This is a genomic window from Bacillus infantis (assembly GCF_008180445.1).
In the GTDB taxonomy this organism is placed as follows: Bacteria; Bacillota; Bacilli; order Bacillales; family Cytobacillaceae; genus Bacillus_AB; species Bacillus_AB infantis_B.
The window spans coordinates 24,002-48,227 of sequence record NZ_VTER01000021.1 but is presented as its reverse complement, the minus strand read 5'-3'; the positions used below and the strand labels follow the sequence as shown (position 1 = coordinate 48,227).

20 protein-coding genes and 1 pseudogene are annotated in these 24,226 nt (G+C 40.3%); 2 read left to right on the top strand and 19 right to left on the bottom strand.

What is annotated here, in order from left to right; all coding sequences use genetic code 11:
• Positions 1 to 9 precede the first annotated feature (9 nt).
• A pseudogene (locus FZD51_RS24905) lies at positions 10 to 753 on the top strand (IS3 family transposase); the annotation flags it as partial.
• Between the two features lie 144 nt (positions 754 to 897).
• The gene (locus FZD51_RS26935; RefSeq protein WP_420886301.1) at positions 898 to 1,047 is read left to right on the top strand and encodes an IS3 family transposase; all 150 of its coding nucleotides are present in this window, start codon (positions 898 to 900) and stop codon (positions 1,045 to 1,047) included.
• 130 nt (positions 1,048 to 1,177) lie between these two features.
• Here the strand turns inward: FZD51_RS26935 and FZD51_RS24900 are convergent, their stop codons facing one another.
• From FZD51_RS24900 to FZD51_RS24810, 19 genes are all read right to left on the bottom strand, one after another.
• A complete protein-coding gene (locus tag FZD51_RS24900; protein ID WP_187445893.1) occupies positions 1,178 to 2,140 on the bottom strand; it encodes a 2-hydroxyacid dehydrogenase in 963 nt (320 codons plus the stop codon).
• 161 nt (positions 2,141 to 2,301) lie between these two features.
• Entirely contained in the window at positions 2,302 to 3,798 is a 1,497-nt protein-coding gene (locus FZD51_RS24895; protein ID WP_148977132.1) for an aldehyde dehydrogenase family protein, read from the bottom strand.
• Positions 3,799 to 3,819: 21 nt separating this feature from the next.
• The gene (locus FZD51_RS24890; protein WP_148977131.1) at positions 3,820 to 5,013 is read right to left on the bottom strand and encodes an iron-containing alcohol dehydrogenase; all 1,194 of its coding nucleotides are present in this window, start codon (positions 5,011 to 5,013) and stop codon (positions 3,820 to 3,822) included.
• A complete protein-coding gene (locus FZD51_RS24885) occupies positions 5,013 to 6,107 on the bottom strand; it encodes an Ldh family oxidoreductase (protein ID WP_148977130.1) in 1,095 nt (364 codons plus the stop codon). Before FZD51_RS24885 ends, FZD51_RS24890 begins: the two co-directional genes overlap by 1 nt.
• On the bottom strand, positions 6,085 to 6,777 hold the full coding sequence (locus FZD51_RS24880) for an RraA family protein (RefSeq protein ID WP_148977129.1): 693 nt from the start codon (positions 6,775 to 6,777) through the stop codon (positions 6,085 to 6,087). Before FZD51_RS24880 ends, FZD51_RS24885 begins: the two co-directional genes overlap by 23 nt.
• A gap of 84 nt (positions 6,778 to 6,861) precedes the next feature.
• A complete protein-coding gene (locus FZD51_RS24875) occupies positions 6,862 to 7,884 on the bottom strand; it encodes a LacI family DNA-binding transcriptional regulator (protein WP_148977128.1) in 1,023 nt (340 codons plus the stop codon).
• A gap of 82 nt (positions 7,885 to 7,966) precedes the next feature.
• Positions 7,967 to 8,866, bottom strand: a complete 900-nt coding sequence (locus FZD51_RS24870) for a carbohydrate ABC transporter permease (RefSeq protein WP_262381106.1) — start codon at positions 8,864 to 8,866, stop codon at positions 7,967 to 7,969.
• An 11-nt stretch (positions 8,867 to 8,877) separates the two neighbouring features.
• Positions 8,878 to 9,768: a carbohydrate ABC transporter permease gene (locus FZD51_RS24865; RefSeq protein WP_022544458.1), complete on the bottom strand. Its 891-nt coding sequence runs from the start codon at positions 9,766 to 9,768 to the stop codon at positions 8,878 to 8,880.
• Positions 9,769 to 9,861: 93 nt separating this feature from the next.
• A complete protein-coding gene (locus FZD51_RS24860) occupies positions 9,862 to 11,163 on the bottom strand; it encodes an ABC transporter substrate-binding protein (protein ID WP_262381105.1) in 1,302 nt (433 codons plus the stop codon).
• A 102-nt stretch (positions 11,164 to 11,265) separates the two neighbouring features.
• Positions 11,266 to 11,733 carry an RpiB/LacA/LacB family sugar-phosphate isomerase gene (locus FZD51_RS24855; RefSeq protein ID WP_148977127.1) on the bottom strand — a complete coding sequence of 156 codons (468 nt, stop codon included), beginning with the start codon at positions 11,731 to 11,733 and terminating at the stop codon, positions 11,266 to 11,268.
• Positions 11,734 to 11,765: 32 nt separating this feature from the next.
• Entirely contained in the window at positions 11,766 to 12,629 is an 864-nt protein-coding gene (locus FZD51_RS24850; RefSeq protein WP_148977126.1) for an NAD(P)-dependent oxidoreductase, read from the bottom strand.
• Between the two features lie 182 nt (positions 12,630 to 12,811).
• Positions 12,812 to 13,543, bottom strand: a complete 732-nt coding sequence (locus FZD51_RS24845; RefSeq protein ID WP_148977125.1) for an RraA family protein — start codon at positions 13,541 to 13,543, stop codon at positions 12,812 to 12,814.
• A gap of 688 nt (positions 13,544 to 14,231) precedes the next feature.
• Positions 14,232 to 14,951, bottom strand: a complete 720-nt coding sequence (locus FZD51_RS24840) for a glucosamine-6-phosphate deaminase (protein WP_148977124.1) — start codon at positions 14,949 to 14,951, stop codon at positions 14,232 to 14,234.
• Positions 14,948 to 17,353, bottom strand: a complete 2,406-nt coding sequence (locus FZD51_RS24835; RefSeq protein WP_148977123.1) for a glycoside hydrolase family 31 protein — start codon at positions 17,351 to 17,353, stop codon at positions 14,948 to 14,950. The genes FZD51_RS24840 and FZD51_RS24835 overlap by 4 nt, the downstream gene beginning before the upstream one ends.
• A gap of 68 nt (positions 17,354 to 17,421) precedes the next feature.
• Entirely contained in the window at positions 17,422 to 18,240 is an 819-nt protein-coding gene (locus FZD51_RS24830) for a carbohydrate ABC transporter permease (RefSeq protein ID WP_009792776.1), read from the bottom strand.
• Positions 18,237 to 19,172 carry a carbohydrate ABC transporter permease gene (locus FZD51_RS24825; protein ID WP_187445891.1) on the bottom strand — a complete coding sequence of 312 codons (936 nt, stop codon included), beginning with the start codon at positions 19,170 to 19,172 and terminating at the stop codon, positions 18,237 to 18,239. The genes FZD51_RS24830 and FZD51_RS24825 overlap by 4 nt, the downstream gene beginning before the upstream one ends.
• 71 nt (positions 19,173 to 19,243) lie before the next feature.
• The gene (locus FZD51_RS24820) at positions 19,244 to 20,530 is read right to left on the bottom strand and encodes an ABC transporter substrate-binding protein (RefSeq protein ID WP_148977135.1); all 1,287 of its coding nucleotides are present in this window, start codon (positions 20,528 to 20,530) and stop codon (positions 19,244 to 19,246) included.
• The gene (gene bglB, locus FZD51_RS24815; protein WP_148977122.1) at positions 20,514 to 21,614 is read right to left on the bottom strand and encodes a beta-galactosidase BglB; all 1,101 of its coding nucleotides are present in this window, start codon (positions 21,612 to 21,614) and stop codon (positions 20,514 to 20,516) included. Before bglB ends, FZD51_RS24820 begins: the two co-directional genes overlap by 17 nt.
• A complete protein-coding gene (locus tag FZD51_RS24810) occupies positions 21,605 to 24,103 on the bottom strand; it encodes a hypothetical protein (RefSeq protein ID WP_148977121.1) in 2,499 nt (832 codons plus the stop codon). Before FZD51_RS24810 ends, bglB begins: the two co-directional genes overlap by 10 nt.
• Positions 24,104 to 24,226: the final 123 nt, after the last annotated feature.

The following is a 24,226-nucleotide window of genomic DNA, read 5'->3' as shown; positions in this document are numbered from 1 at the left end:
GAGTATCCCGTGACCCTCTTATGCCAAATTCTCAATGTGTCGAAAAGCGGGTATTATGCCTATTTAAAACGGCCAAAACCTGCTCTTTCATCTGACGATAAAAGGCTTATTACAAAAATCAAAAGAGCATATACCCTGCACAATGGTACCTACGGTGCCAAAAGAATCGCCAAATACCTGAGTAAGAGCGGCACTCGAGTGAACCACAAAAAAGTGGCTCGTCTGATGCGGGAGATTAACCTCCAAGCTGTTGTTCGCCAGCCGAAAACAACCTATAGTCAAAAGGCTCAATCCGCTGGATATATATACGAAAATAAGTTGCAAAGAGACTTTCATGCCATATTGCCCAACACTAAATGGGTCACTGACGTGACGGAGGTTTTGGTAGACAGCCGTAAACTTTATATATCAGCCGTTATGGATCTATTTAACCGTGAAATAGTAGCACTTCAGGTAAGTTCAAGCCCGAATGCAGAGCTTATTAAACAAACACTGTTGGAAGCAAAAAAGAACCGCAAGCTCCCTTCGTTGAAGGGAGTAACGATTCATAGTGATCAGGGCAACGTATACCGTTCGTTCGCCTATAACCAGTGGAGCAGGGAATATGGTTTTACCCCTAGTATGTCCAGGAAAGCAAATTGTTGGGATAACGCCGTAATAGAGAGCTTTTTCTCCACACTCAAAGTAGAAATGCCCTGCTTCTTCCCTTTAATCTCTTTAGAAACAATAGAAAGCTATTTACTCAAGTACATAAAATACTTCAACGAAAAGCGCATACAAAAGAAATTGAGCTATCAATCCCCTAAAGAATATNGTTTTACCCCTAGTATGTCCAGGAAAGCAAATTGTTGGGATAACGCCGTAATAGAGAGCTTTTTCTCCACACTCAAAGTAGAAATGCCCTGCTTCTTCCCTTTAATCTCTTTAGAAACAATAGAAAGCTATTTACTCAAGTACATAAAATACTTCAACGAAAAGCGCATACAAAAGAAATTGAGCTATCAATCCCCTAAAGAATATTTATCATTATTTGACCAAGCTGTTTAAAAAATAGGATGTTGTAGCTTTATTTTCTATACACTTTTTTAGGAAAATTAGCTAATTTCTCTGTTCTTCATTATAGAAATAACCGATTTTTATTAGTGTCCATTTTTAAGGGGCTTGACCACTGTCACCGCTAAACGATGACACTGTTGGGTGTTATGCCCTTTACCCCAAGCAGCAAATTGTCTACTGCTAATTCAGCCATTTTCATACGGGTTTTTACTGAAGCACTGCCTATATGCGGCAGTGCAACAACATTTGGTAAAGCCATAAGTGGATGACTGTTATTAATGGGCTCTTGCTCAAAGACATCGAGTCCTGCAGCCCATATCTCTCCATTGGTTAACGCCTTATATAAAGCAGCCTCGTTAACAATTCCGCCGCGTGCAGTATTTATTAGTATCGAAGTACTCTTCATTAATTTTAATTCTCTCTCACTAATCAGATTCTTTGTTTCAGGTGTATAGGGAGTTAATATGCATACAAAATCAGCTATTTGCAATAAATGATCTAACTCCTCAAACTTTATATCATGTTCTTCTTCTAAATGAGTTTTTCTTGTACGGTTATAATAGATACAGTTCATGCTAAACCCTTTAGCTCTTTTTATTAGTGCTTCACCAATTCTGCCCATTCCAATGATCCCCAATGTTGCTCCATAAACATCCTGCCCTGTAAGCTGGAATGGTGACCAAGTTTTCCATTTACCCATCTTAAGAAATTCATTTGACTCGATAATTCTTCTTGAGGCAGCCATTAAAAGTGCGAACGTTAAATCTGCAGTTGTGTCAGTTAAGATACCTGGGGTATTTGTAACTGTAATTCTTTTGTTTTTTGCTGCTTCAATATCTATATTGTTGTAACCTACAGCCATATTGCTAATCACTCTTAGGTGACTTGCCTTTTCAATAATAGACTCATCAATGTTTTCAGTTAATAAGCAAAGAAGGCCGTCAATCTCAGCAATTTCTGCTTCTAATATATCCCGGGGAACTGGGATATCTTCTTCGCTCCATACTTTTACATCACACTCAGATTTGATTTTAGCCATAAATTCATCAGGTATTTTCCTAGTAATATAAACTTTGGGTTTCAATATGAACCTCCTTTCTATTGTAATTTGACTCAAATTTTAATACACAGAAGCTACAACTGATTCAGTACGCTCTGGGTTTAGCTGAAAGGAACCTTTCATAGGATCTGATGCAATCATAACAACTATCAGGACTGGCTTACTCCTCTACCTGCAGTGAAGCATTAGTATTGGTAATAAACTGCCTTCAGATCTGTGAAGAAATCAATATTTGATCTTCCAATTGAATATGCACCAAAGCCAGAGTGCTTCCATCCACCAAATGGCATGTGTGCCGCACTGGCTGTTCCATGGTTTACATGAACCATCCCAACTTCTGATTCTTGGACAAATTGATGCGCCGCTGAGAATTGGCTGGTAAACACCGATGCTGCTAATCCATAACTAACAGAGTTAGCTATATCAAGGGCATCTTCTTGATCCTCAGCTTCCATTACACATAAGACCGGACCGAATATTTCTTCGCCTGCTACCCTCATTTGAGGAGTAACAGAATCCAGTAAGGCAGGCTGCATATATGCTCCGTCTGCAAATTGGCCAGTATTTAACACTTCACCACCATAAAGGAGTTTTGCACCTTCTCTAATGCCAGCTGTAAGATACTCTTGTACTGATTCAAGATGCTGTTGATTAATAAGCGGGCCCATAGATATATCACTCTGCCATGAAGGGCCTACTTTAATGTTTTGCAATTCTTTTAGCAGTGCCTCTGTAAGTTCTTGTTTTTTATCTTTTACCACAATTACCCTGCTTAATGATGTACATCTTTGACCACTGCAAGCAAATGCTGCTGGCACAATTTGTTTTGCAATATCCTCAGCATTATCAAAATCCAGAACTACTGCTGGATTTTTACCGCCTAATTCAAGCTGGGTTTTCACCAGCCTTCTCGCTGCTCTTTCGTTTATTTGGATTCCTAAATCAGTGGAACCGGTAAAGCTGATTCCTTTTACGAGGGGATGATTGATAAGTGGGGTCCCTACTTTAGATCCGCTGCCCGAGATGAAGTTAACAACTCCTTTCGGCACCCCGGATTTTTCGAGCAGCTGCATTAGCTTAACCGAAGTCCAAGGTGTTGCCGAAGCCGGCTTATAGACTACCGTACAGCCATAAGCCAGAGCAGGAGCAATTTTTCTCACTGGAGTAACAACCGGAAAATTCCAGGGGGCAATTGCTGCCACAACACCTATTGGCTGTCTAATTGTTGAACTTGTAACATTGGCTCTTTCTCCCGGCAGCGTGTCACCCTCGATACGTGATGCTTCTCCGGCACAAAAGCGCGCTTCTTTTGCAGCACGGAGTACCTCTCCTGTTGACTCTGCCAAAGCTTTTCCCTGCTCTGCAGAAAGCATATAACTTAATTCCTCCGCATTTTGCTCAAGTAAATCAGCGAATCGAAAAATAATGGCTCCTCTTTCCGGACCGGGAACCTTTGACCAGCTTTTAAATGCGTGATGTGCTGCTTCTACTGCCTGGTCGACATCTCCTTCTGTAGAATTCTGAAAATATCCCAGTACCTGATGTTTATTTGCAGCGTTATATAGTGGAAATGTACTGCCGCTGAAGGTCTCTTTCCACTCGCCGTCAATAAAGTTTCCATATGATTTTTCAATATTAGTGTCCAGCCATTCCAACATATCTTTGTTTGTTGTACTGATCATCTATTTCAGCTCCTTAGTAAATTAACCAATCACTGCTTCTTCTTTGTTAAGTGCTACCATAGCTCCACGACAGATATTCTTCAAATCCTCTTTTGTCGGTTTTACAGGATTGACCGGTACATTCCCGGATTGCATGGCTTCATCCACTATAAAATCTAAATGTTTTTCCTCGAGACCATAGTCTGATAATGTTTTTGTAATTCCAATATCTTTATTTAACTGCCGGATTGCAATAACAGCACGCTCCGCAGCTTCTCTCGTTGTTAGATGGTCTGTTTTCTCTCCAAAAATACCAGCAATTTCAGCAAACTTTTTTGTATTGCCAATTAGATTGAATTGCATCACCTCTGGCAATAGAATGGCATTTATTACCCCGTGCGGTATTTTAAAGTGGGCACCTAATGGCATTGCAAGAGCATGAGCAAGCCCCAGTCGGGTTGAACTGAATGCCATTGCAGCAATCGTGCTGGCCATTAACATATCATGCCGTGCATCAATATTTTCACCTTGGATAACAGCTAATCTAAGACTCTTTGAAATCAGTTTCATTGATTGTACAGATAATCCTTCAGATATTGGCTGGGTTGCTTTATTAACATAGGATTCCAGTGCATGTGTAAGTGCATCCATACCTGTTGCAGCTGTTATGTGCGGTGGCAATGATAAAGTTAACTCAGGATCACATAATGCTAAATTTGGACAGACATACATGCTGCCAACACTTAATTTTGCCTGTGCAGATGTATCGGATAAAACTGCAAATCTTGTCATCTCGCTTCCAGTCCCGGATGTAGTCGGAATTGCAATTACAGGTGCACCAGGTTCGGTAACTTTATCTAATCCCACATAATCTCTTATGTTCCCAGCGTTCCTTAACATAAGGCCAATAGATTTTGCTGTATCTAAAGCACTGCCTCCACCAACGCCAACAACAATATCGCATCCTGTCTGCCTTGCGATGTCTAATCCCTTATCAACTGATTCGATAGATGCCTCTACCCCTACTTCAGTAAATCTGATAAATGGTATCTCCGCTTCAGCAAGAGGCTGTTCAACTCGACGTACAATTCCTGCCTGGAGTACGCCCGGATCCCCTACCACCAGCACTTTTTTACCTCCTAGAGCTTTTACATGTCTATGGAGTTCATTAACATAGCCTCTGCCAAACTCGATGACTGTGGGAATCTCATAACGAAAAGAAGATAAAGTTAACATTATTTAAGCGCCTCCTTATGTTGATCTGCCTCTGAAATTACTGCATTCATCAAATTTACACTATACTGGTCACCAATCAGCCTTAATTCTTCCACAACTTTACTTGGCAGCTCAATTCCATTTTTCTTTCGTTCCTTCACTTTAATTGACTCGATTTCCCCTGGAATATAAATCTTTTCTACTCCAATCGCCCTTGGTTCAGCTTTAATTTCTCTCAAATACATGTCGATCCGCTTTTTAAATGCTTCAATTGGCATAAAACTATTAATATCGATGGCAAGAAAGAAATGTCCGACATTTTGTGGATCATTCCAATTTTCATACATATTATTCACATATCTTCCAAACCCGGCACCCGTTAAAACTCCGGCCAGAATATCGATAAACATAGAAATCCCATACCCTTTAGGTCCACCCAGAGGCAATACCGATCCTTCTAATGCATCCTGTGCATTCGTGGTTGGATTCCCATGTTTGTCTATTGCCCATCCCAAAGGTATGTCTTCTCCTTTTTGAGCAGCAACAATAATCTTGCCTCTTGCCACTACACTTGTAGCCATATCTAAAATAAATGCCTCTTCTTCGCCAGCAGGAACCCCTATGGCTAAAGGGTTTGTTCCAATAAAAGGCCTGACCCCTCCTGTTGGTGGCATTGTTTGTGATGCATTTGATAAGACCAATAGAATCATATCTTTTTCAATAGCTTTAGATACGTAGAAAGCACCTGTTCCAAAATGGTTTGAACCTTTGACTCCTACGATTGCAGCTCCTTTTTCTTTCGCTTTATGTAAAGCAAGATCAAGAGCTTTGCTGCCGACAATGGCACCCAATTGATTATGGCCATTCACTAATGCAGTAGCATCAGTTTCTTCCTCAATAGAAATTTCAGCAAAAGGATTCATCATGTTTTTTTCAATTCTCTTTATATAAATATCCGTACGAACGACACCGTGCGAGTCTATTCCCCGCAGATCGGCTTGAATTAACGACTCAGCTACAGTCTCAGCATCCTCCCTCTTAACACCTGCCTTTATAAAAACATCCGAGCAGAATTTCTGAAGTTTTTCCCAATCAAATTTTTGAGATACTCTCAAGTTCACATCCCCTTTTCTGTAATGTTTCATCAATCCAGCTTCGGTCAAACGTTCCATTTTCTATTGATTCAAAAATTTCAGTTTCTTTTGCTTCCTGTGCTTTTACTTTATATAACAATTCTTCAGCATTTTCCTGCGGGATAACAGCGATTCCATCTTCGTCCCCAATAATCAAATCCCCTGGATTCACACACATTCCATCAATTGATATGGGTACATTTATTTCCCCTGGACCATCTTTATATGGGCCTCTGTGGGTGACACCGACAGCGTAGACAGGAAAATCCCCTTCTGCAAATGCTTTCGTATCTCGTATGGCCCCATCAATGATAAATCCGGTAATTCCATTGCGTTTTGCGATGCGGAGCATGATCTCACCAACAATTGCGTTCGTTGTATCCCCGCCTGCGTCAACCACAATTACGTCACCAGGCTCAGCAAGATCAATGGCTTTATGGACCATTAAATTATCGCCGGGCCGTGTCTTAACAGTAACAGCTGTTCCTATCAGCTTCCCTTTTTTATGATAAGGCCGAAGCTTTGCCCCAATGGCATGCATACGATTCAAATTGTCGCTAATATGAGGGGTTACAACACTTCTATATTGTTCGATTATCTCTTTACTCACCCTATTTTTAATAGGCAGCACACGAAATCCAATATTGTTCATTATGGACCCTCCTCAGTTTAGTAGAATGCCCGGGCTAATTAGTTCTGGCATTTCATTTCTTATTACCGTTTTATAACTTTTACATTAATTAGATTTATCAGCACCACAAGACTTCCTTATGATTAAATTAGGTTCTAACGATACAACTTTTTCAGCCATCTGGTCTTCTTTTCCTTCAATTAGATAAATCAACTTTTTAGCTGCTATAGTGCCCATTTCATACGATGGCTGATTAACCGTAGTAAGCGGGGGATTTAAATGCTTTGCCCAAACTGTTTCATCATAACCAATAAGCCCCAAATCTTGAGGAACCATGATCTGCTGGCTTTTTATACCTTCCAGGATACTCAGTGTCATCATGTTATTTGTCGAAAAAATTGCATCTGGACGATCAGGAGAATTAAGTAATCGTTTTACTGCTTCCTCAACTTCTCCAGCTTCTTCCCCAACTATTTGAATAAGAGACTGGTTTACTTTAATACCATTGTTTATAAGGGCTTGCTTATATCCTTCTAACCGCTCAAGCCTTGGGCTTATTTCGGCTGGAGGGTATAAAAATATGGCAATTTTCCTTCTCCCTGTCTGGATGAGATGTTCAATGGCTACCCTGGCACCTTTAATGTTATCCACTGTAACCATGTGAACATCTTGATCATATAGTTTTCGATTCATTAAAATAAATGGAAATTTGTTATCCGATAATTTTTTATAAAGCAATTTATTTTTCAGGGTCGGGTTAATGATTAAGCCATCAAGCTGGTGCATCTGAAGCGAACGGATATGTTCCTCCTCCAGCTGCCCATCTTCATTTGAGTTACAAATCATCAGATTATACCCATAGCTTCTGCAAGTATCTTCAACCCCTTCTAATACACTGGACCAGAATTGATTCTGAAGTTTTGATAATATAATGCCTATGACATTTGTTTTAGTTGACTTTAAGCTTCTTGCAAGTGCATTTGGTTTATAATCAAGTTCTTCTATTACCTTTAATACTTTATTCACTGTCTCTTGTGTGTTTTGTTCATGATTGCCATTAATAATCCTGGAAACTGTTGATTTGGAGACACTAGCCTTTTTTGCTACATCTGAAATTGTAACCTTCATGGTATTTACCTCATTTCCGCTGATCAGAAATACATTTCAAGTATTAATACACGTATTAAAAATTCATACGTTAGTAATGATCTTATCCTTTCACTCCGCCAGCTGTTATTCCTTCAATCAAATACTTTTGGAAGAAAATGAAGATAATAAACAGCGGAATAAGAGATAGTGTTGACATTGCAAACAATGCCCCCCATGAATTTTGGCCCATTGCATCCAGGAACATTCTCAGTCCTAATGCAACAGTGTATAATTTAATATCACTTAAATAGAGAAGCTGACTAAAGAAATCATTCCATGTCCATATGAACGTAAAGATAACTGTTGTTATAACTGCTGGTAATGCAAGAGGCATGATCAAAGTGTAAAACATCCGAATCGGGCCACAGCCATCCATTTTTGCAGCTTCATCCAACTCTTTTGGAATAGAGCGGATAAATTGAACCATCAGGAAAATAAAGAACCCGTCAACAGCTAAGAACTTAGGTAAAATTAACGGGATATAGGTGTTGATCCATTCCAGCTTGTTGAACATGATATATTGGGGGATTACAGTTACATGAAATGGAAGCATCATAGTAACTAACATTACTCCGAATAGAATCTTTTTAAACTTGAAATCAAGTCTTGCAAAGGCGTATGCAGCCATTGAACAAGAAAAAACTGTACCAATAGTGCAAAAGATAACTAAAATGAAAGTATTTAAAAAGAATCTGCCAAAGGAAACTCCTGATAATCCTGTCCATCCTTCTATATAGTTATCTAAATTAAAGTTTGCAGGTAAAAAAGAAACTCCTTTAAAAATTTCTGTTGGCTCTTTAAACGAACTGCTGACCATCCACAAAAGGGGGTATAACATGACTAAGCCAATTGCTATTATAATGACATGCAATAGCAGTTTCTTAGGCTGAAACTTCTTTTTGCTAATTTGGTTATATTCTGCTGCACTCTGAATAGATTCAGCTGCTCTGCTCGTCTCCATCCCATTCACCTCTATTCTTGGTAATACACCCATTTTTTAGATGAAATAAATACAATTGCTGTCACAACTGAAATACAGGCTAACAAAAACCACGCCATTGCAGATGCATAGCCCATCTGAAATTGAGTAAAGCCCTTCTGATAGAGATACAGTGTGTAGAATAATGTTGAATCAAGCGGCCCGCCTTTGCCTCCACTTACGATATATGCAGGAGTAAACGCCTGGAAAGCACTAATTATTTGCATAACAAGATTAAAGAAGATGATTGGTGTGATTAATGGGAGTGTAATACTAAAGAACTGTTTTACTGGCCCGGCACCATCAATGAGAGAAGATTCGTATAGTTCAACAGGCACTTGCTTTAATCCTGCCAAAAATATAACCATCGGTGCTCCGAATTGCCAAATAGTCAGTATAATCAGCGTGTAAAGTGCTGTATCAGGAGAAGATATCCAGTTCTGCCCCTCAATGCCAACCAGTGCTAAAACCTTATTTATTAATCCTTCGCCGCCGAATAACTGCCTCCATAGCAATGCAATAGCAACACTGCCGCCAAATAATGATGGAACATAATAAATCGCCCGGTAAACCTGCAGTCCTTTTAAACCACGATTCAATAGTACTGCAACACCTAATGCAAACGCTAATTGTAATGGAACCCCTAAAAATACATAGATCAATGTTACCTTCACACTTTTTAGCCACTTAGCATCATTAAACATTTCGATGTAATTCGATAAACCAATCCATTCGGGCGCTGTGAACATATCATAACTAGTAAATGAAAAATATAGTGATGCAGCCATTGGTATAACACTTAATCCTATTAACCCAATCAGCCAAGGTGTTAAAAAAAAATATCCTACCCAATTCTTCTGCCAGCTGCGTTTCAGCGATTGCATACAAACCCCCTCCTTCATGAATGAGGGGCGCCCTATTCTTTGATCTTCTAATAGATCTATCAATCCAGGCAGCCCGCTCATTTTTTTCTAGGTTTATTTCAAGATACTTTCAGCTAATTCAACAAAATCCTCTGCTGCCTGTTCAACTGTTTTTTCCCCGAAGCTAATGGCACTGGCATTATCTGCAAATGCCTGTTCAACCTCATTTACACCAAGAGGAGCATATGCTGCAGGTCTTGCATACTTGACAGTCTCCTGAATATAGTCAACCGCTCTTTGCTGTGCCGGTTCTAATAATGGTTTTACGAAATCCTGCATTTCTGTCGAACCTGGAGCACCTTGCTCTACTTTAAATAGCTCCAAGGCTTTTTCTTCATTTACAAAGAAATCAATAAACTTTGCCGCTTCATCAGGATGTTTTGATTTCTCTGTGATGCTCAGGTAGGCACCTTCGATATATTCTCCTGATTCACCGCCAGCTTTTTGCGGCATTCTTACTATCCTAATTTCACCTTCATCAAATTGCTCCTGATAAAGGTGAATTTGGTTAGCAGGAATCTGCTGTAAGCCTGTTTTACCTGAGACAAATAGGTTTTGCTCAAGTGGCGCACTTTCATATTCAGTCATTGTTTCAGCATCGGGAATCAAATTCTCTTTTCTCAGCTTATCCCACATTGACCACCATTCAACAACTTCCTCTTTACCGAAAGCAATTTTGCCTTCATCGTTAAATAGATCTTTTCCGCTTTGGCGCAGGAAATACCGGAATACTGGCTGAAGCTGGCCTCCGCTCATATTAGCAGCTCCCCAGATCTCTCCGTTTGATGCTTCATGGATTTCTGCCACTTTATCTACGAAATCATCATACGTCCAATTTTCGTCTGGATATTCAATTCCCAGTTTGTCAAATAAAGCAGTATTATAAGCCCAGCCTGGCATAGTGACACCCTTGGCTACCATAAACAAATCCTCTCCGACTTTGCCGCTATCAATAGTAGTCTGAGGGAAGTTCTCTAAATTTATCTTTCCAGAATCCACTTGGTCCTTTAAGTTTAGCAGTGCATTTCTGCGGGCATAATCAGAAACATAGAATTGGTGCATGCTTACAACATCCGGTGCATTTCCGCCAGCAACTTGAGTAGCTAATCGATCCCAGTAATCATTCCAGCCGCCGAATTCACGTTTAACTGTAATATTAGGGTTTTCTTTCTCAAATCTGTCTATGATTGAATTATAGATTTCATTGCGCTTTGTATCTCCCCACCAAGAGAAGCGGATTTCTACCTTTTCACCAGAATTACTGCCGTCTGATGATGATTTTTCTCCGCCTGAACAGCCGGATAAAACCAGAAAAGCGGATACAACCAAAAATAATAACGCTTTCATTTTAACCATTTTCATTCCCCCATTAGTAATTGGGTTGCCCCGAATGTTCATCATGTTATATTTGCAGGCTATTATTAATTCTTTTTTATGACTCAATGAATCTTGCTCTACTTAATCCGCATTGAATTCACGGCTGGATCTCCGCTCAAGTTGTTCCAGTTTTTCTACTCTTCGCATTAAATGTTCTTCCGGCCTGAAATTAGCATTCACAAAAGACTTTATCAAATCCTCAGCAAGCCACGGGCCGATGATTTGTGCTCCTATGCACATGACATTTACATTGTCATGTTCAACAGACTGGTGGGCTGAATGAATATCATGGCAAACCGCGGCCCGTATACCATTTATCTTATTAGATGCTATTGCTGCCCCCACCCCTGTACCACAAAATAAGATACCTCTTTCTGATTTTCCAGAACGGACAGCATCACAGATCTCACTTGAAATGTCCGGAAAATCCACTGTTTCGCCGGAATAACAGCCATAATCCACAACATCACAACCAATGGTTTTAAAAAAAGGCAATAATGCTATTTTCATTTCAAAACCACAATGATCGCTTCCAATTGCAATATGCATCCTATATCTCCTATCAGATTAAAATATCCTCTTCAGGATGAAAGCGAGGATCTGCCAACTGCTGAAAAATCTTTTTCACCAGCGTCTTTTTCGGATTGTTTAAATAGATCAAGTACATAGTTTGCGAGCGGGAGCTGCTTGCCGTTCCCTTCATTTACAGCAATTTGGATATCTTTTTTCATAAGATTCAGCTTAAAGCCCGGCGTGAAATCTCTTCTTATAAGACCATCCATTTTATTTTCCAGCATCCATGAATTTCCTGAACTGCTGCCAACAACCGCCTTAAGCTTATCCATATCAATTTCAAGCTTCTCTGCCAGCGCAACAGCCTCTGCTGCGGCAGCCATATGAATGCCTGCTAACATTTGATTTATTGCCTTAATCGCTTTTCCGTCTCCCACTGAACCAACCAAATAAATATTTGTAGCCATTGACTCTAGTACCGGCCTTAATCTTTCAAGAACGTCAGCATCCCCGCCAGCCATCACTGTTAATGTTCCATTTTCTGCACCGGCTGTACCGCCGCTTACCGGACCATCCAAAACAGGTATTCCTTTTTGCTGATAAGCAGCGTGAACCTTTTTCATCATCTCCGGAGATCCTGATGTCATTTCAATCAAAAAATGACCGGGAGTAAGCACATTAAGGACCTCTTCTGATAATAAAACACTTTCCATTTCCTTATCCGCAGGCAAGATACTGATTATAACCTCAGAATTCGATACAGCATCAGCAGCGGAAGAATGTTCAACTGCACCCATTGAAGTTAATTCTTCTACAGGCTTACGATTGTTATGTGCAGTTATATGGAGATCATAGCCATTCTTTTGAAGGTTTTTAGCCATTGGAAGACCCATTGCTCCTAGCCCAATAAACCCAACACGTTTATTTTCCACTTTGCATTCCCCTCTCAGAAGATTGAATTTTCAAATATTAAAGGATATACCTCTGTTGTTTTTTTTATAAAAACACTTTATGATATTTGTATAGTATAGTTTTGAAGCCGATTTAAAAAAGTTGTTTTCATACCACTTTTTTAATCGGCCCTTTTTATATAATGCCTGATAAAGATTACTGATTAACCTTCATCTGAAACTGTTTCATCTAGTTCCCAGCCAAGTTTTTTATAATGCTTCCCTCTGCTCTTCTTATCATTTGATAGCTCCTGATGAGCATATTTTGCAACTTCCCTAGCTAACTTTTGAGGAACCGCAACAATGCCATCACCATCTGCAACTATTACATCCCCCGGGTAAATCGCAACTCCGCCGATAGCTACAGGAATATCCTTTGAATCAAAGCGGATGCGTGTTTGATTCATGCCTTGTGAAGTAAATTCAGACCAAACTGGAATCCCTTGCAGAATACATTCATCTGTATCCCTTATTCCTCCCCCGTTCAATAGATAACCTTCTACACCTCTTGCTTTAAAGTCCAGAGTATTATCAGAACCAAGAAGTCCTACATCAACACCACTCATATCCAGTACAACAAAGTCGCCTTCCTCAATATCTTCCTTCCAAGGGTAATTACCCACTTCATTGTAATACCAGCCAACCCATTTTGAATATTCCTCTCCAGTAACTCTTGGATTTGGACCTTCAAAAGGTAAATAGCGGGCAGTGCGGGCAATTCCAACAGCTCTTGTACGGAATAATGGTTTGAATTTATGATTCACCGTTCCATAACCTTGCATCCCTACCCAATCTAATCCATCACGAACATCACAGACTCGTAAATCTTTATACAGCTCCAGGATTTCTGCACGATCAATTGTTTTTTCATTTCTTACTGTTTGATCTGTTGACATTTAGTTCTCTCCCTTTGTTTTAATATTTTTAAGCTGCCATTTTCTTTAGCAACGTGTTACTGTGTTCGAAAGAGAATTCACCCCCTTAAAAGAAAGCGCTTTAAAAATTTACTTTTTTAATAAATGCTTGCGCATTTATTAGCTTACTGGCAGAGTTGAAAGTTCTTTAGAAGGCATATAAAACGGAAGGAAGAATGGGGCTGAACGATTCTGGAAATCGATTTTGGAAACCGTTTTTGGAAACCGTTACCCTACAAATTAAACAATACATATCAAGCAGAATTTAGTCAATTAATTTTTTTAATTTTCAAAACAATATAAATAGTTTTATTTTTCGGATAAAACTTTCTGCTTCATTTAGTTTAGATTCTTGATTATGCTTTCCTTTTATAGCAAAAAGTCTGAAGCTATTATAATGAGATTTAATTATTACAATATATTAATATTTTTTTTTGAAAAAAGACTGATCATCCTACAGAAAACGATAAAAAAATCTGACGATGCTCCGTCAGATCTTTTGCTAATTAAACATTGATTAAGTTTTTTACACCTTCTCAGCTAATTCACAACCCGGTTTCCTTCATAGTCAAGTGGTTCCAGACACCACCAGAAGAAAAAAAGAGTGAAGTTTTCCACTTCACCCCTCGTGAAACTATCCTGTGAAACAAGATTATTCGGGAGGTGCCTGTCACCTTCTAAAAGCCCCCTCCTCCAAATAAACATAACAATCCCTATGAGTCTGAAGAATGGTTGCCGGGAGCTCATTTGTGACCTCACCGTGTATCATCCGATGAACTGCCTCAGCCTTATTGGCACCATTGGCAATTAGAATCACTGTGTTACTGTCCATAATATGCTGAGTCCCCAGGGTGATTCCTTTTGATAGTTCTCTTTGGGTTTCAAAGTATTTTTGTCCGACGGATTTTGTATTTTCATCAAGGTTCACAACATGGGAGAGACAGTTAAAGGAAACACCTGGTTCGTTGAATCCTAAGTGTCCGTTGACTCCTATGCCCAGGAGCATGAGGTCGATATTGCCATGATCCATGATATATTCATCGACTCTTTGGCACTCTTGCTGCAGGTCTTTTGCTTTTGCATCAAAGAAGCAGATGTTTTCTTCCTTTATCTTCAGGGGGAGAAATAGTGTTTTCCATAATGTCTCCTGGCAGCTGCCAGAATCATTCTTATCCATTCCAACCCATTCATCCAGCCCTACGAATTTGCACGAACCGAAGTCGACTTTTTTATTCGCTGCTAAATGTGCCAGAACTTCAAAAGTTCCAATTGGCGTACTTCCCGCCGCAAAGCACACCAAAGCATTAGGGTTTGCATTTATAATTTCGGCTATTTTTTCGGCAGCAGCTTTTGACATTTCCTCATAATCTTTTAAAACAGTTACGTTCATAACACACCACTTTCTATATCCTTTACCGTAAAGGGATATTTGTTATCAGTCTTTTCTCCGTTTATACGCACATCTCTTTTTTCTGTTCCGGGAAGGTAGACATTAATAGAATCATAGGGAACTTTATAGCTTCCTTCTATATAAACATTTATATCCACAAGGCCGCTTGTTGTTTTAACCTTTACTGTTACATATGAAAACTCCCCCTTTTTATAATTCACAGAGAGGCCATCATCTTCATAGAATTTATAGGTGGTTTCTCCTTCTCCAGGAATAGGGTAAATGAGGATTCCCCTTTGATCTTCATGCTTATTATTGAAGGTTATTTCTCCGTCCCGAATAGGGAATGCCGAACCTGCCCTGGAGAACAAAGGGATTACGTCCAATGGTGCATCTGCTTCAATGGTTTGCCCGCCTTCCAGCCATTGTCCCGAATTCAGATCGTACCATCCGTTTTCCTCTTTCGGCAGATAGACACTGCGCTTTGTGGCTCCTTTTTCAACCACACTGCAAACCAGAAGATTTTCCCCCACCATAAAATCATCATTTTCAGCAAATGTGTTTGGGTCATTTTCGAAATAATAAAAGGTCGGAGCCAGAATCGGTTTATATTCCTGGTTAGCTTTGTAGAGTAAATGATAGAAATACGGAATCCACTTGACGCGCTCTTTCATGAATTTACTGATGATAGCAAGATGCTCGGGGTACATCCATGGTGCGTTGACTGTATCGTCTTCATTCCAGGAGTGTATGGTAAATCTGGGATGGAAAATACCATTCTGAATCCACCTGATCAACAATTCCGGTTCCGGTGCAAAGCCATTAAATCCCCCGACATCATGGCCGACATTGTACACCCCGGACAAGCTTAAGCTCAGCCCCATTTTGATATTAAAACGGAGTGTTTTCCATTCTGTAAAATTGTCGCCGGACCATGTTTGCACATACCGCTGCATGCCCGGGCACCCGGAGCGTGAAATTAAATAGGGTCGGAGATTTGGTGCATATTCCTTTTGGGCTTCAAAAGAAGACTTTAACATCAGTAAAGTTTGAATAGGTTTGATATAGTCAACCGCAATGCTATTGCCAAATCCAAATGCCTGTGCACTTTTATCCCAAATTTCGTATTCATTATTATCATTCCATGTAGAGTCGATTCCATAGGAAAGAAGCTGTTCCTTCACCTTCTCCTTCCACCAAAGGATGGTTTCAGGGTTCGTAAAATCAAGATAAGAACCTTCATCATCCCAATATTGCACTACATCCGGGTCCTGATTATTTTCAGCTTTAATGAACATTCCCCTGTCAGCCAGCTCCCGGTAATGAGGATGATCCTGAAGCAGGCAGGGTTTGATATTGGCGCAAATACGCAGTCCATGATCATGAAAATACTGTATCATTCCCTGAGGATCAGGCACCTTGCCGTAATTCCAGTGGAATACATATCTCTTTTCGCCTATAGTTGTATATCCTGATGATAATTGAAAAGAATCACATGGGATGTCGTATGTACTGCAGGCATCAACAAACTTCTTTAATTGCTCTTGTGCATCCGGCGCATCGGTATAAGCCATTGTGGACCCAGAATAGCCAAGGCTCCATTTAGGCGGGAACACTGTTTTGCCGGTAAGCTTTGAAAATTTTTCCACTACATCCCGGACCCTTGGGCCTAAGATGAAATAATAATCCAAATCCCCTTTTTCAGCATGATAATACCTGTATAACCCATGATAATTATCCAATTCAGCACCCAGGTCAAATACCGAGTCTGAATAATTATCGTAAAACAAACCATATGATAATTGAGACTTTTGATTATGAGTAATATAAAACGGTATATGCTTGTAAAGAGGATCTGTGAACTCGGCATCATAGCCCATTGCATCGATGGCTTGCATTCTGTAGCGCTTTCTTGCTTTATTGAGGGTCCCGCTCTTCTCGCCTAATCCGTAATATACATCATCACTATATCGTTCAAGATAATGGTAAACTCCTTTGCCCAGCTTGTTGTTATAATTATAGCTTTGTGTTTTTCTATCATTAGAGATTAATACGTCCCCGCCATTCTCTTTCGCATACCAGGAAATAATGAACCCATCCAGCCGGATAACAGCCTTTAACAGTTTGGTTTCGATTATTATCTGATCATTTCCGATCTCACGCTGATAGGCTGGCAGCGAGAAAGGAGATAGATCAAATCTGTCTCTCCCTTCAAAAGGGATATCTTCTGCTTCTGGCGCAACCGTCCAGGTAGCTGTTAAAGCAGGCTGATCTCCTGTACTCATAAACACTCTGCACAGGTCTTCCTCAAGAATAAAGAAATGGATGTGCTTATTATTGCACTCAAAGATCAGCTGATTGTCCTGCTCTTTTACTAGTTTATATCTCCACTTCAACCTCATATTTTCACCTTTTTCTAAAAACAGAGATAAACCTGAAGGGTCATCTCTGTTCCAATGGTTATTTAAAATCAATCTTTCATGCCGGAAGTTGCGAGTCCCTGTATAAATTGCTTCTGGAAAATCAGGAACACGATCAGCACTGGAACCATGGTCACTACTGACATAGCAAGCAGGCTTCCCCAGTCAACATTATATTCACCAATGAAATTAGACAGTGCCAGCTGAATGGTATATTTCGTCGGGTCGCTGATTACGATCAAAGGCCATATAAAGTCGTCCCATCTCCACATGAAGGAGAAGATGGCCAGAACAGATATGATTGGCTTTGCTATAGGCACAATGATTCTCCAAAAGATTTTCCATTCTCCTGCTCCATCTATCCTGGCAGCTTCAAGAAGATCATCCGGCACTGTTAATAGGTATTGCCGTATTAAAAATACCCCTGTTGGTGTTGCGGCAGGCGGTATGATAATGCCCCACAGCGTGTTATATAAGCCAAGTTTACTGATTACGGTAAAGATCGGCGTCATGATTACTTCAAGCGGGATCATAAGTGTAGAGATAAATCCTATCAGCAGGAATGTATCGCCTTTAAATCTGTATTTCGCAAGGGCATAACCAGCCATTGTGTTAACCAGCAACGTTAGAAAGGTCGCCGTCACAGTGACAATCGTACTGTTCCAAAAATATCTGCCAAAATTACCTTTTTCAAAAGCCAGCGTAAAGTTTTCTATCGTTGGATTGTCCGGGATAAACTTAGGAGGCCAGCTATATAATTCGTTTGAATCTTTTAACGATGATAATATCACCCATATGACAGGAAAAATAAAGATAATTACTAGCAAAGTCAATGCAATATACAGGAGCAAGCCAGGCTTCTTTTTCAATCGATTGAGCCTCCTTTCGTCCACTTGAATTGGATAATCGTAAAGATGGCAATGACAATAAACAGAACTACTGACATGGCACTCGCGTAACCCAATTCACCTTTTTCAAAGCCAAATTCGTAAATATACTGGACCAGGAATGTTGTTTCCTTTGCAGGTCCCCCGCCTGTCAAAGCCAATACCAGCGGATATTGCTTAAAAGATTCAATCAGCAGCAGAATCAGCACCAGCAAACTGGTCGGTTTTAACAGCGGCAGAGTGATCGTCCAAAACATTCTGGCCTTAGAGGCGCCGTCTATTTGGGCAGCCTCATAATAAGAGGTTGGAATACTTTGCAGGCCAGCCATGAAAATAATCATAAAAAATCCGATTCTGGCCCAAACAGTCCCTACGACAACAGAAATTTTTGCAAAAAGCGGATCTGACAGCCAGTGTACAGGTTCAAGCCCCGCTGACTCCAGCATGTAATTCAAGATTCCAAAGCTGTCGCCAAAAATCCATTTCCAGGTAACGCCCACTATGATCGCTGATAACATGGTCGGCCAATAAAAAATGGCGCGAAAGAAGCCTTTGGCTTTAATTTCCTTGATCAATAAAACGGCAATGGCAAGGGAACTCACAAAAATGAGCGGCACTACTGAAAAAGCATAAATGAAGGTATTGCCGAAAATCCCCCAATACTCGGAACTGGCAAACACTTCTTTATAATTTTCCAATCCAATAAAGTTCATCTCTGACAGGCCATCAAAATCAGTAAAAGAATAGACCAGCCCTACAAATGCCGGTACAACAATAAATATGAAAAAGATTAGAAAGTTGGGAAGGACAAACAGGTACGGAGCAATTTGTCTATTAAATTTGTCTTTTCGAAAGGAGAATCGTTTAGCAGGACTTATTGCTGATTGTTCATTGATTTTTGGTTTCACCTTCATCACCTACTGTCCTCTGTTTTTAAAAGTGGTGACCACCCATTATGAGGTGATCACCACTAATAACAAAACTGTTATTCTTGATCAGCAATAGCCTCTTCTAATAGCTCTGCAACTTTGTCCATTGCATCTTGAGATGAAATTCCGCCGCTGAGTGCTTCTACAACCGCATCTCTCATATCAGTTGTCACTTTTGAAATGACTACCTGATTGCCCCAATCATTTGCAGCAGCTTCTGGTGTATTTTCCAATTCATTTGAGAAGACCTTAAACATTTCTTTGCCAAATTCATAATCCAATTCGTTATTGTCTTTTCTTGCACTTAAGAATAGTGATTCCTGGTTAAACTTCGCGTTCACTTCCTGTGATGATAGGTATTTAATAAACTCTGCTGTTTCATCTTCAAGTCCAGTATTTTTGAAGCCCATGATATACTTCCCGCCTGGAACTGAAGAACGGATTTCTGCTTTTGGAAGGTAAGTTACACCCCAGTCAAAATTTTCAATATCCTTGTAGTTGCTCAGCATCCAGTTTCCGGCTAAGTGAGCGGCAGCAGTGCCTGAACGGAAAAGGTTATTAGGATTTTCTCCACCCAGCCAAACTGATTCAGGAATGACCTCATCTTTATGGAGCTTAATAAAATTATCTAAAGCAGCAACACCATTTTCATTGTTAATGGCAGGAGCAGATAGATCTTCTGTAAAGATACTTCCGCCAAATTCATAGACCATAGTTGAATATCTATGAGGAGTAAAGTCTACTAATAATCCGTATTTCGCTCCGCCTTTTTCTTTTACTTCTTGAATGGCATCTGCGAATTCATCCCAAGTCCAGACATCATCTGGTGACTGAGGAACTTCTACACCTGCTTTTTCGAACAATGTTTTATTGTAAATCAGACCGTTTGCCGTCACATCCATTGGCGTTGCGATGATTTTGTCATCTTTTACATAGTAAGGCTTGATAGAAGGCAGGAACTGTGAAGTAAACTCTTCAGCACCGCCCACATATTCAGTAAGATCCAGAGCCTGTTCTGCAAAGATGCCCGTATCAGTCACACGTGCCAATGCAGGCGGCTTTCCTCCTGCAATCATTGTTTTTAATTTAGTATTAAAATCAGCATACGCAACCTCAATTAAATTGATTTCTACATTCTCATTTTCTGATTGATAGTCTTTAATAATGTCTCGCATAACATCGCCTTCGACACCATCAGTAAACCAAAGATAATCAAGAGTTACTTTTTTGTCTTTTGACCCGCCGGAGCCATTTGAGCTTGAGCTGTCAGAGCAGGCTGTTACACTGATCAAAAGAACGGCAGCCAGTAATGACATAGAGATCATTTTAAATACTTTTTTCATCATATTCTCCCCTTTTCATTGAAAACTCCATTGATTCTATTAACAATAAGATGGTCAGCGCCTGGCCATATGTCATTGGGCTGATCGGGATGTTCTGATAGAAATCACGATCCATCCCGACTGGTGTTCCGTACGAAACTTTCTGCACTACACCTTGATGATCTACTTCACGGATGACTGCTTCTAAGGCTTTTAACCCTGTCTGCAAGTATTTCTCAGCCAGATAGCCTTTTCGTATGCCTTTCAGTATGCCGAATGCAAAAGCAGCTGTTGCGGAGGTTTCCTCATAAGACTCTGGATCATCCAGGACTGTGTGCCATAGACCGCTGTCCGCCTGCAGTTCTGCTAATGCCTTTACCTGGCTGTGCCATGTATCCAGCAGATAATCTTTGATGCCTTTTTCCAGCTCTGCAATTTCTAAGTATTCCAGCAAGCCGCATGTATACCAGCCATTGCCTCTTCCCCACCTGACAGCACCGTAATTATGGTTCTGGTTAAAATCCCAGCCATGGAAGAAAAGGCCGGTTTCTTTGTCATATAAATATTTGATATGAATGAGGAACTGTTTTTTCGATTCCTCGATATAGTCGGGTCTGTTAAAATACGTACCTGCTTTAGTTAAAAACAGCACGGTCATGAACAATGTATCAATCAGAATCTGGCCGTCATTGGGATCACCGGTTATCATGTGCTGCAAGGCACTGTCACCAGTACGGATCATGTCTTCCATGACCCATGTACTCCACTCATCACATATCTTGATGTATTCAGGATTTTTTGTTTCTTCCGCTAAATGCATCAGCGTCAGCAATGGCGACATGGTGTTTACATTTTTCTCCGGCAGGCCTTCTTCAATTCTTTGATCGAACCAGTTTAATAGAAAGTCGAGGGTTTCTTTGTCATTGGTCAGCTTATAATATTTATATAGTCCATAAATCCCTACACCCTGCGGCCACTCCCATAAATGGATATCTATCAGCCCGATTGGGAATTCTTCTATAAAACTCTCATCATTTTCCAATGATTTCATCGCATTCGTAACAAGCTTTACTTTTGAGTCAATCAGATCTGTATTTATGTCCATTGTTCAAGAACTCCTTCCGCCTGCTGATTTCCGTTTGACTGGATATCATCATTCACCTTGAATGGTGAATTCCATGAACTATGGATAACCCCGTGAACGGGATCCTTGAAAATGACTTCTTCTTCATCAGCATGAATCTCTGACCCTGCCATACTTTCTATAAAGTCACTGAAGGCAGGAAACTGATTTACATGGCTGTTGCGGATGATCCAGCTGTTGTCTCTTCCTTCGGATATCAGCTCACGATTTTTATTCTGGCCTTCCTCTTGAAGACGGATTCCATTTTTGGCGTATAGAGCAATATAAGAATCATCTATTCTTCCGAAGCACCATTTTTCAATTATTTTGACCTGGTCAAAAGCAGCAATGGGAAAATAGGCATGCGTATAGGCGATTTCATTTTCTGGGCTGATTTTATAATGTACCATTGCAATATCCCTATATTGGTCTACTTTTGGCAATATGCCATTTCCAGCCCAAAAGCTCGGCCTGCCTGTGCCAAGCTCTGCTTCTTCGCCAGGATGGTTAATCCACACGGTCGCTTCCGGACTGAGTATAGAATGGATCACATGTTCCGAGTAGCCATTTTTCCAGAGCCTGTATTCGACCGCGCTTGATAATAAACCGAATCTATTCTTAAACGTATAAAGATCAACAAATCCTTCTGACCCCTGGTGATGCTTGAAAATAATGTTTTCATTAGGCTTTAAATGAATGAGTGATTTATATTCAGGCGGTTCATAATTTGAGATAGAGAAAGATACAGCTGCAAAAGTGGCATTGTTCAGGTTTCCTTCTCCGTAGCCTATCCAGAGTAAAGAAGTAGTGGCGTTATTATAATTTCCTTTCAGCTCTTTCTCGTATATACGGCCATGAGAACATGAAAGGTAGCCATTATGGCTATTAAGAGCCATTAATCGAAAGGTTGTGTCCAGGGCCTTCTTGGCTTCCATTTTCAGCAGCTTATCATCTGCCAGGTCATAGATCTGGAAGAAGCCCATCGCATTAATCGGTATATAAGCACTTGAATTCCATTCTGCCAAACCTTCTTCATGGAATTTGTCAAACCACTTCTGAAGCCTTTCCTTCGCTCTTTCAGCATGAGCGGTCCCTGTTATATTTGCATTTGGGAATAGATCATCTGGGAAAAGCTGTCCTGCCAGATACTCACAGGTGTGGAACAGCAAAGCGTGGTTTTCACTGAAGAACCACATCACATCGTCTCCAGGCTCATCAAACCAATAGCGGTAATTCAAAATGGCACTCTTGCATTCTTCCCAGAAACCTTCCTCAAATAGTTCTGTTTCACGAAAATCGATCCAAAATCTGAAAAGCTGATTCAAGTAGAAATCACTGCAGTCATATCTTGCATTGATTACTTTAAGCGTGTCCCTTACTATGGACTCTGCAAGGTCTTTATCTGCTCCTGTCCTGACAAGGGCATATGCGCGGTGGATATCACTGCTTCCATATCTGGCAATAAAGGATAGAGCTTGCTCTTTTCTTTCCAGTAAACTCTCCGTTATGTCTGCAGGCACCAATTTCTCCGGATATAATTGAAGGAACATATCTTTTTGTATCGCTATTGATCCATGTTGAATGGCTACCTTTAATAAAGCATTGCCCATTCCCAATTCTTCAACTTTCCCAAAAGAAATTTCACTGGATCCAGGAGGCGCAGCTTTTGCCAAATCATGCTGTTCTCCCCACCATTCCGTTTTAAAGCTGCACTGCAGTAGGACTTCTTCCTTTAAAGGATTTTCAAAATGAATGATCACATCTCCATTTTTAACAACATCGCTTTGGAAATAGGCACCCTTTAGCGCATTCTCTAAGGAATGAATATCATCAGCTGCTAATTTCCCGATCGGAAGCATCATATCCAATGGTTCAGTTCCAAGATAATCTAATCGGAAATAATAAAGTGTGTCCCGTTCTGCCAGATCTTCATAGAAAATCAAAAACTCATTGTCGCCTTCTTTCAGGGCTGCCTCAAACTGAATATTCTTCTCAAGGTTTCTTGTGTATGGCGAAAACTGCAATACTTTTTCCCCATTGATCCAAACGGCTGCACTGCCGCAGGTGAACATTTTAAAAGGAACCTTCTGCTCTATATCTGATCGAATATGAGTAAGGGCCCATGATTTCAGATGGGTGGGCTGCTGCCAGAATCCGGATTGTTCCACCTTTTTATTTTTCCAGGGAAAATAAAGCCTCCATTCTTTCGCTGTTTCCCCGTATAACAGTGGTTTTCCTGGGAATGCTTCCGGGATATGTATTTTATCTATGCTGATTTCATTATGGGCGTCTATAAATTCTTTTCTGCTTGGATTTTCAAATACAGAGAAGCCTTCAGTTAACCAGCGATTTAAATCGCCAGTTACATTCATCGCAAGGCGTCTAAAGGATTTCTCCTCTTCAAACGTACCTGCGATGAGCCACCGGTTTACCGGCTGGCCAGGCTTCAATGGATATTTAATCTGATTCAACAGTTTTCCTCCCTCCCTTTTGTAAACGCTTGCATTTTTTATAAAAAAAAATCCTTCTTGTTTTTATTCTATCGAATAAGAAGAAGGGTGGGATGTTGAAAATTTTGAATATTATGTTTAAAA

What these genes read in the sequence shown, in the direction of transcription:
- FZD51_RS24880 (WP_148977129.1), bottom strand. Translation starts at nt 6,777, where the DNA reads ATGAACAATATTGGATTTCGTGTGCTGCCTATTAAAAATAGGGTGAGT.
- FZD51_RS24835 (WP_148977123.1), bottom strand. Translation starts at nt 17,353, where the DNA reads ATGAGGTTGAAGTGGAGATATAAACTAGTAAAAGAGCAGGACAATCAG.
- FZD51_RS24875 (WP_148977128.1), bottom strand. Translation starts at nt 7,884, where the DNA reads ATGAAGGTTACAATTTCAGATGTAGCAAAAAAGGCTAGTGTCTCCAAA.
- FZD51_RS24895 (WP_148977132.1), bottom strand. Translation starts at nt 3,798, where the DNA reads ATGATCAGTACAACAAACAAAGATATGTTGGAATGGCTGGACACTAAT.
- FZD51_RS24845 (WP_148977125.1), bottom strand. Translation starts at nt 13,543, where the DNA reads ATGTCAACAGATCAAACAGTAAGAAATGAAAAAACAATTGATCGTGCA.
- FZD51_RS24855 (WP_148977127.1), bottom strand. Translation starts at nt 11,733, where the DNA reads ATGCATATTGCAATTGGAAGCGATCATTGTGGTTTTGAAATGAAAATA.
- bglB (WP_148977122.1), bottom strand. Translation starts at nt 21,614, where the DNA reads ATGGACATAAATACAGATCTGATTGACTCAAAAGTAAAGCTTGTTACG.
- FZD51_RS24825 (WP_187445891.1), bottom strand. Translation starts at nt 19,172, where the DNA reads ATGAAGGTGAAACCAAAAATCAATGAACAATCAGCAATAAGTCCTGCT.
- FZD51_RS24860 (WP_262381105.1), bottom strand. Translation starts at nt 11,163, where the DNA reads ATGGTTAAAATGAAAGCGTTATTATTTTTGGTTGTATCCGCTTTTCTG.
- FZD51_RS24890 (WP_148977131.1), bottom strand. Translation starts at nt 5,013, where the DNA reads ATGTTAACTTTATCTTCTTTTCGTTATGAGATTCCCACAGTCATCGAG.
- FZD51_RS24820 (WP_148977135.1), bottom strand. Translation starts at nt 20,530, where the DNA reads ATGAAAAAAGTATTTAAAATGATCTCTATGTCATTACTGGCTGCCGTT.
- FZD51_RS26935 (WP_420886301.1), top strand. Translation starts at nt 898, where the DNA reads ATGCCCTGCTTCTTCCCTTTAATCTCTTTAGAAACAATAGAAAGCTAT.
- FZD51_RS24865 (WP_022544458.1), bottom strand. Translation starts at nt 9,768, where the DNA reads ATGCAATCGCTGAAACGCAGCTGGCAGAAGAATTGGGTAGGATATTTT.
- FZD51_RS24840 (WP_148977124.1), bottom strand. Translation starts at nt 14,951, where the DNA reads ATGAACGTAACTGTTTTAAAAGATTATGAGGAAATGTCAAAAGCTGCT.
- FZD51_RS24870 (WP_262381106.1), bottom strand. Translation starts at nt 8,866, where the DNA reads ATGGAGACGAGCAGAGCAGCTGAATCTATTCAGAGTGCAGCAGAATAT.